This window comes from Paraconexibacter sp., assembly GCF_041602235.1.
Lineage (GTDB): Bacteria > Actinomycetota > Thermoleophilia > Solirubrobacterales > Solirubrobacteraceae > Paraconexibacter.
Genome location: NZ_JBFIGP010000209.1, coordinates 1 through 7,064, shown reverse-complemented (window position 1 = coordinate 7,064; position 7,064 = coordinate 1). Strand labels below are relative to the sequence as shown.

8 protein-coding genes are annotated in these 7,064 nt (G+C 73.2%); all 8 read right to left on the bottom strand.

Features of this window, described 5'->3' with window-relative positions:
- A partial coding sequence (locus tag ABYE80_RS15030) for a chemotaxis protein CheC (RefSeq protein ID WP_372791101.1) occupies nucleotides 1-407 on the bottom strand: 407 nt, incomplete at its 3' end.
- Nucleotides 404-1,387, bottom strand: coding sequence for a flagellar motor switch protein FliM (locus tag ABYE80_RS15025; protein ID WP_372791100.1), 984 nt, complete (start codon nucleotides 1,385-1,387; stop codon nucleotides 404-406). The genes ABYE80_RS15030 and ABYE80_RS15025, both read right to left, overlap by 4 nt.
- Complete coding sequence (locus ABYE80_RS15020; protein ID WP_372791099.1) at nucleotides 1,387-1,914, bottom strand: chemotaxis protein CheD; 528 nt, start codon at nucleotides 1,912-1,914, stop codon at nucleotides 1,387-1,389. Before ABYE80_RS15020 ends, ABYE80_RS15025 begins: the two co-directional genes overlap by 1 nt.
- Before the next feature lie 16 nt (nucleotides 1,915-1,930).
- Complete coding sequence (locus tag ABYE80_RS15015) at nucleotides 1,931-2,527, bottom strand: chemotaxis protein CheC (protein ID WP_372791098.1); 597 nt, start codon at nucleotides 2,525-2,527, stop codon at nucleotides 1,931-1,933.
- The gene (locus ABYE80_RS15010) at nucleotides 2,524-4,557 is read right to left on the bottom strand and encodes an Hpt domain-containing protein (RefSeq protein ID WP_372791097.1); all 2,034 of its coding nucleotides are present in this window, start codon (nucleotides 4,555-4,557) and stop codon (nucleotides 2,524-2,526) included. The genes ABYE80_RS15015 and ABYE80_RS15010 overlap by 4 nt, the downstream gene beginning before the upstream one ends.
- A gap of 2 nt (nucleotides 4,558-4,559) precedes the next feature.
- A complete protein-coding gene (locus tag ABYE80_RS15005) occupies nucleotides 4,560-5,429 on the bottom strand; it encodes a protein-glutamate O-methyltransferase CheR (protein WP_372791096.1) in 870 nt (289 codons plus the stop codon).
- The gene (gene cheB, locus ABYE80_RS15000) at nucleotides 5,426-6,493 is read right to left on the bottom strand and encodes a chemotaxis-specific protein-glutamate methyltransferase CheB (RefSeq protein WP_372791095.1); all 1,068 of its coding nucleotides are present in this window, start codon (nucleotides 6,491-6,493) and stop codon (nucleotides 5,426-5,428) included. The genes ABYE80_RS15005 and cheB overlap by 4 nt, the downstream gene beginning before the upstream one ends.
- A gap of 27 nt (nucleotides 6,494-6,520) precedes the next feature.
- A partial coding sequence (locus ABYE80_RS14995; RefSeq protein ID WP_372791094.1) for a chemotaxis protein CheW occupies nucleotides 6,521-7,064 on the bottom strand: 544 nt, incomplete at its 5' end.

The window sequence follows — 7,064 nt, the reverse complement described above, 5'->3', positions numbered from 1 at the left end:
AGGCGCACGTCGGGCGGCGCGATCTCGACCTCCTCGTCGAGCACGCGGCTGGTCGCCATGGCGGCGGCCGACATCATCTGGTTCATCGCCTCGCCGACCGCGCTGAACTCCAGTTCGGAGAGCTCGTCGCCGCCCGCGGAGTCGTCGGGCTCGCTCCCCATCATCACCGCGGCGAGGCGGCGGGCACCGGCGACCGACATGACCAGGACGTTGCCGCCGGAGACACCGTCGACGAACGACACGTCCGCGAGCACGGCCGGGAGCGGCAGGTCCGCGAGCGGGTGCGTGCCGGCCGGGACCACGCTGACGGCCCCGGGCTGGACCTGGCCGGGCGCGAACGTCTCCAGGACGTCGGCGACGGCGTCGGCGGTCGATCCGCCGAGGCGCAGGAGGGCGGTCTCGGTCATGGCTCGGGCACCACCGGGGTCGTGAGCTGGACGGCGCGGCGGCCCGCGTGGCGGCCGGCCCGGGCGTGGTGCACCGGGGTGCGGTCGGCCCACAAGGTGACGTCGTCACCGGCGCGTCCGTCGAGGGCCACCAGGTCGCCGGGCTTGAGCGTGAGGATCTCCTCGAGCGTGAGCGTGGTCTGGGCCACCTCGGCGCGGACGGTCACGTCGACACGTTCGAGCCCGGCGCGCAGCGCCCGCTTGGACGACGGGTCGTGGCGGCCCTCGTCCTCCTCGCGGCGGCTGAACGCGGCCCCGACGGGATCGATCGCCGAGAACGGCACGAGCAGGGCGACGGTCGACGTGACCCGGTGCAGCCGCGCCTCCATGGTGAGGACGAGCGTGGGCTCGCTCCCGGGGGCCACCTGGACGGCCTCGGACTGGGTGTCGATCCGGTCGGTCTCCAGCGTGACCTCGGCGAGGTCGAACCAGCTGCCGGACATCAGCTCGACGAGGGTCCCGATGAAGCGGCGGACGAGGATCAGGTCGAGGTCGCTCAGCTCGCGCTCGGCGATCGGGTCCTCCGCCCGCCCCCCGAGCAGGCCCTCCAGCGCGGTGCACAGCAACGCGCGCTCGGCGCTCAGCAGCATCTTGGACTCGTGCGGCTGCGTCGCGATCGTCGCGTGCACGGAGTTGTCGGGCAGCAGCGCGAACGCGTTGGCCCACGTGAGCTGCTGGACGTCGATGACCTCGAACTCCACGGGCAGGCGGTGCTCGGCGACCAGGCGCGTGGTCGCGCTCTGGCAGAACGCGTCGAGCAGGCGCCGCAGACGGCGCTCCTGATCGGTCGAGAACTTCGTGGGACGCGTGAAGTCGACGGTCCGCAGCCAGCGGGCCCGGCGGCCGCCGGTCTGATGCCGGTCGGTCTCCATCGGCAGGTTGCCGTCGGAGGCGCGCTCGAAGAGCTTCTCGATCTCGTCGGGTGAGAGGAAGTCGTTCATCACGCGGCCCTCCGCAGGCCTGCGGCATCGGCGCTGCCGAACAGCACGCTCTCCCGGCCGCCGGCCTCCTTGACCGTCACGACGCCCTGGCCGATCCGCACGCGCATCGTGCGACCACGGGTCCCGCCGACGGCCTCGGCCCGCAGGTGCAGGCGCTGGGCGGTGAGCAGCCGGCGGACCGCCTCCTCGTTGCGGCGGCCGATCTCCTGCGCGGGCGATCCCGTCGAGCCGCCGAACGAGAACATCGCCGCGCCCCCGACGATGACGGCGTCGAGGCGGTGGCGTGCCCCGCCGGCCGCGAGGACCGCGTCGAGCAGCGCGGGGACCGCGACGTCCGCGTGCTTGCCGCTCGCGGGCGCGCCGGCCGGCGCCTCGGGCAGCATGATGTGGGCGAGCCCGGCCACGTCCGCGCGCCGGTCGATCAGCGCGAGCCCGATGCACGAGCCCAGGCCGACGCAGGCCAGCACGTCGCCCGCGACCGCGGACACGACCTGCTCGCCCATGCGCGCGAGGTGCTCGGTGGACACGGCCGTGAGCACCGGCTCAGAGCCCGATCCGCGTCAGGAGGTCGTCGACGCCGCCGGTGTCGGGCAGCAGGAGGAACGAGATCGAGCACTCCTCCTCCTCGACCCGCAGGTCGCTGTCGAGGATGAGCGCGACCTCCAGGTCGCTGCCGCGACCCAGCAGGACCGACGCGAGGATCGCACCGAGCATGTCGTGCGTGACCTGGGGCGGCGACGGCTCGAGTGCCATGCCCGTCATCTGCGCCAGCACGTTGATGTACGACGTGCCGACGATGTTCCCGACCTCCTGCAGCATCGACCGGCCGTCGGCGCTGTGCGGGTCGAGGCCGTACACGGCGGTCAGCGTGTGGGCGTCCGCGTCGGGAACCAGCAGGACGACCGAGGCGAGCATGTCGCCGACGATCGGCACCAGGATGCCGTGGCGCTCGTCGTCGGGCTCGCCGGCGACGGCGACCGCGTCGTTGAGCGGCAGGAGCGCCGCGGTCGGCACGGAGATGTCCACGGCCTTCCCGAGCAGGGAGGAGAGCGCGGCAGCCGCCTGCCCGGAGCCGATGTTCGCCAGCTCGCGCAGCGCGTCCAGCTGCAGCTCGGTGTATGGGCTGGGCTGGGTGCTCATCGCTGCGTGGCCTCCATGGCGCGTGGGGTGGTGGGAAGTCCGTCGGTGAGCGCGTCGCAGTCGGCGAGCAGGACGATCGCCCCGCTCGACAGGACGGCGGCGCCCGACACGGCCGCGGCGTCGGCGACGCCGGCCGGAAGCGGGCGGGTGACCAGCTCGGTCTGACCCACGAGATGGCCGACCGACAGCGCCAGGGAGCGGTCGGACGCCCGGATGAGGACCAGGTGGCGGTCGGCCGGCACCTCGGATCCGTCCGCCGGGTCCTTGTGACCGAACACCTCGCGGCCGCGGATCAGCGGGATCGCCTCGTCCTCGAGCACGAGCATGCGGTGCCCGGCGACGGACCGCACGACCGCGTCCTCGGCCAGGAGCGTGCGCTCGACCCGGTTCAGCGCGATGCCGTAGGGCAGCCCGTCGCACTCGACGAGCAGGGCCGACATGATCGCCAGGGTGAGGGGCAGCCGGATCTCGGCGGTCGTGCCCTGACCGGGCTCGGCGGTCACGACGACCTCGCCGCCGAGCGCCCGGATCTTGGTCCGCACGGCGTCCATGCCGACGCCGCGACCGGAGAGGTCGCCGACGCTCTCGGCGGTCGAGAAGCCGGGTGCGAAGAGCAGCTCGATCGCCCCTGGGACATCGAGCGTCGCCGCCTGCTCGGCGGTGATCAGACCGCGCTGCACGGCCCGTTCGCCGACCTTCTGCGGATCGATGCCGCGCCCGTCGTCGGCGACGGAGATCACGATGTTCCCGCCCGCGTGACGGGCGGTGATCCGCAGCGTTCCGGTGGCGTGCTTCCCGGCCGCGGTCCGCTCGTCCGGCGGCTCGAGGCCGTGGTCGAGCGAGTTGCGGATCAGGTGCACCAGCGGATCGCCGAGCGCGTCGACGACGGTCCGGTCCAGCTCGGTCTCCTGCCCGACGATCTCCAGCTCGACCTGCTTGCCGAGCTTGCTGCTGACGTCGCGCACGAGCCGCGGGAAGCGCAGGAACACGGCCTCGACCGGGATCATCCGGATCTGCATGACCATGGACTGCAGGGCCTGCGAGGTCCGCGTGAGCTCCTGGACGGCCTGGGTCAGGCTGGGCATGTCGGCCTCGGAGGCGAGGCCCTCCACCAGGGTCCGCTGGACGACGAGCTCGCCCATGGCGTGCATGAGCTGGTCCAGGCGCTCGGCGTCCACGCGCACGGTGGTGGCCGCCTTCTTGGTCAGCGGCGCCTCCTCGCCGGAGCCCGGTGCGGCGGTCCTGTCCTGTTGCGGCGCGTCGGAGCGCGACGGTCCGCCGACGACCTCCAGGGGTCCGGCCGGGGTGACCGGGGCGTCCGGGTCCGGGGTGCCGAGGCGGACGTCCTTCACGTCGTCGACGGCGCGGATCGCCGCTTCGAGGGCCGCGTCCTCGGCGATCGCGACGACGGTCGCCTCGACGACCTTGCCGGCGAAGTCGTCGATCGCGTCCTGGGCCGGCGCGCTGGAGACCACCGCGCCGTGCTCGGCGATCGCCGCGAGGACCATGTAGGCGCGGACGGTGGGCATCATGACGTCGTCGCTGAGCGTCACGCGCACGTGCACGACCCGCTCGCCGTCGGCGAGCTCGGGGATCACGACGGGAGCAGGCGAGGCGTCCGCGGGTCCCGCCAGCGGGTCGTCGACGTCGTCGTCGCGCACCAGCGCGGCGAGCCGCGAGATCAGGGGGTCCGGGTCGATCCTCTCGCCTCCGGACCCGTCGATGGCGTCGATCGCCGCCTCGAGGGCGTCGAGGCATTCGAGGAGCACGTCGACGACCGCCGCCGGCAGCGAGGCGTTGCGCTGCCGCAGCAGCTCGAACACGTCCTCCATCTGGTGCGTGAGCCTGGCGATGCCCTCGAACCCCATCGTGGCGCTCATGCCCTTCAGGGAGTGCGCGGCGCGGAAGATCTCGTCGAGGGTGTCCCGGTCGTCGGGGGACTCCTCGAGCTTGACGACGGCGATGTTGAGCTCCTGCAGGTGCTCGCGGCACTCCGCGAGGAACATCGGGAGGTACTCGGAGGTGTCCATCGTCACCCCTCCTTCCGGTACGTGAACGGGTAGGCCGGCGCGAGCCGGAGGGCTGGCGCGTTCGCGACACGCTCGGTCGCCCCGACGACGAGGTAGCCGCCGGGGCGCAGGGCCTCGGCCAGCCGCGCGTGCAGCGCGTCGCGAACCTCCTCGGTGAAGTAGATGACCGTGTTGCGGCAGAGGATCAGGTCGTAGTGCGCGGGCTTCGGGCGCACCTTGAGCAGGTCGCCCTGCTCGAAGCGCACCAACGCCCGGAGGTCCGGCCGGGCGCTCCAGGTGGCGTCCGGGTTGCGCTCGAAGTGGCGCTCGAGGGCCGCCTTCGGCGCGTCGCGGGCGTCCGCCGCCGAGAACACCCCGCGGCGGGCGCGGGCCACGACGCGGGCGTCGATGTCCGTCCCGGTGATCTCGGCGTGGGCCTGTCCGCGCCGGCCGGCTCCGGCGTCGAGGACGTGGGCGGCGAGCGTGTACGCCTCGGCTCCGTAGGAGCAGCCGGCGCTCCAGATCCGCAGTGAGCCGCGCCGCTGCAGCTCCGGGAGGACGTGCTGCGCGAGTCGCTCCCACTGCTCGGGGTTGCGCCAGAGCTGGCTGACGTTGATGGTCATCCGGTCCAGGAACGCGTCGAGCTCGGCGTCGTCGCGACGCAGGCGCTCCAGCTCGGTGAGCAGGTCGTCGTCCCCGTGGCGGGCGCGGATCCAGCTGCGGATCCTCCGCTCCATCTGGGGGCGCTTGTACTGGTCGAGGTCGATCCCCGTGAGGCGCCGCAGCCCGGCGGTGAACTCCGGGTAGGGGTCCCGGGTCGCGACGCTCCGGGCGCGCGACGCCGCGGGCGGCGCCGTCGGCGACGAGGTGGTCCGGCGCGCTGTGTCTCTCATCGGACCGCCTCCTCGGCGATGATCGCGGCCAGCTCGTGCAGCGGGGCCGCACGGTCGGCCAGACCGGCCTCGGCGACCGCGCGCGGCATGCCGTAGACGGTGCAGGTGGACTCGTCCTCGACGATCACGCGGCCACCGGCCCGCTTCACCGCTGCCGCCCCCTGTTCGCCGTCGCGGCCCATCCCCGTGAGGACGACCAGGAGCAGCCGGGACCCGAAGAGGTCCGCCGCGTCCTGGATCGTGAGGTCCGCGCGCGGGCGCAGCGCTCCGACCGGCGGTGCGTCGCTGAGCACCAGCCGACGGTCCTTCCCGATCCGCAGGTGGCTGCCTCCGGGACACAGGAACACGCGCTCGGGAGCGAGCACGTCACCGGTCTGCGCCTCCGTGACCGCGAGGGCCGAGACCTTGTCCAGGCGCGCCGCCAGCGAGTTCGTGAACCCGGCGGGCATGTGCTGGACGATCAGGGCACCCTGCCCGAGCTGCGGTGGCAGCTGCGGGATCAGCTCCGCGAGCGCACGCGGACCGCCGGTCGAGGAGACGATGAGGACCATCCGCTCCGTCCCGGTCCGGGTCGGAGCGGGCGGGCGGATGCGCGGGGGGCTCGCCGGTCGGACCGTCCCGGGGCGACGGGCGATCGAGGATCCGCGGCGCCGGATGGATCCCGCCGCGGCACGCACCTTGTCCGCGAGCTCGCCGGCGAACGTGTCCATCCCCGCTCCGACCGCGGGCTTGGCGACGAGGTCGAACGCGCCCTCGGCGAGCGCGTCGACCGCGCGGGCGCCGTGGGCGGGGCTGAACGCGCTGACGACGACGACCGGGACGGATGCGCTGTCCCTGCGCAGCTCGCGCAGGACGCCGATGCCGTCCATGCCGGGCATCGCGAGATCCAGCGTCATCGCGTCGGGCCGGTGCTCACGCCAGAGGGCGAGGGCCTCGTCGCCGTCGCGAGCCTGACCGATGACCTCGAAGCCGCTCTCGGTGAGCGACTGCGCGAGGATCTTGCGCATCAGGCCGGAGTCGTCGGCGACGAGCACCCGGTCGCGGGTGGGGGTGTGGTGCGCCATGGGGAGTGCTGCGGTCCGGTGCCGGTCTCAGGCGGCGACCGACGACGGGGCCTCGACCTGGGCGGCGGCGTCGGCCTTCGCCTCACCGGCGGCCTCGAGCTCGGCCTGGGCCGCGGAGAAGTCCGCGCCGACGGCGACGATCGCCTCCGGGCTCAGCAGCACGACGAGCCGGTCGTCGATCTTGGCGATGCCGTCGATCACGACACCGCAGATGCCGTCCCAGCTGCCGCCGGCGTCGAGCTGCTCCTGCTCGACGGTCATGACCTCCTCGACCTGGTCGACGACGACGCCGGCCATGTCGCTGCCGGTCTCGACGATCACGATCTTGCAGCGGTCCTCCCGCTCGCTCATCGTGATGCCCAGGCGGGTCGCGAGGTCGAAGACCGGCAGGATCTTGCCGCGCAGGGAGATGACGCCGCGCACGCTCGCGTCCTCCGACGCGACGGTTCGCGGCGCGGTGTAGCGGATGATCTCGTGGACGTAGCTGATGGGCAGCGCGTACTCCTCGTCACCGAGGGTGAAGACGACGAGCTGTCGGGCGTCCTGGGGATCTGACATGGGAATGACTCCT

Coding starts and splice junctions, on each gene's coding strand:
- ABYE80_RS15015 (WP_372791098.1), bottom strand. CDS start 2,527: ATGAGCACCCAGCCCAGCCCATACACCGAGCTGCAGCTGGACGCGCTG.
- ABYE80_RS15010 (WP_372791097.1), bottom strand. CDS start 4,557: ATGGACACCTCCGAGTACCTCCCGATGTTCCTCGCGGAGTGCCGCGAG.
- cheB (WP_372791095.1), bottom strand. CDS start 6,493: ATGGCGCACCACACCCCCACCCGCGACCGGGTGCTCGTCGCCGACGAC.
- ABYE80_RS15005 (WP_372791096.1), bottom strand. CDS start 5,429: ATGAGAGACACAGCGCGCCGGACCACCTCGTCGCCGACGGCGCCGCCC.
- ABYE80_RS15025 (WP_372791100.1), bottom strand. CDS start 1,387: ATGAACGACTTCCTCTCACCCGACGAGATCGAGAAGCTCTTCGAGCGC.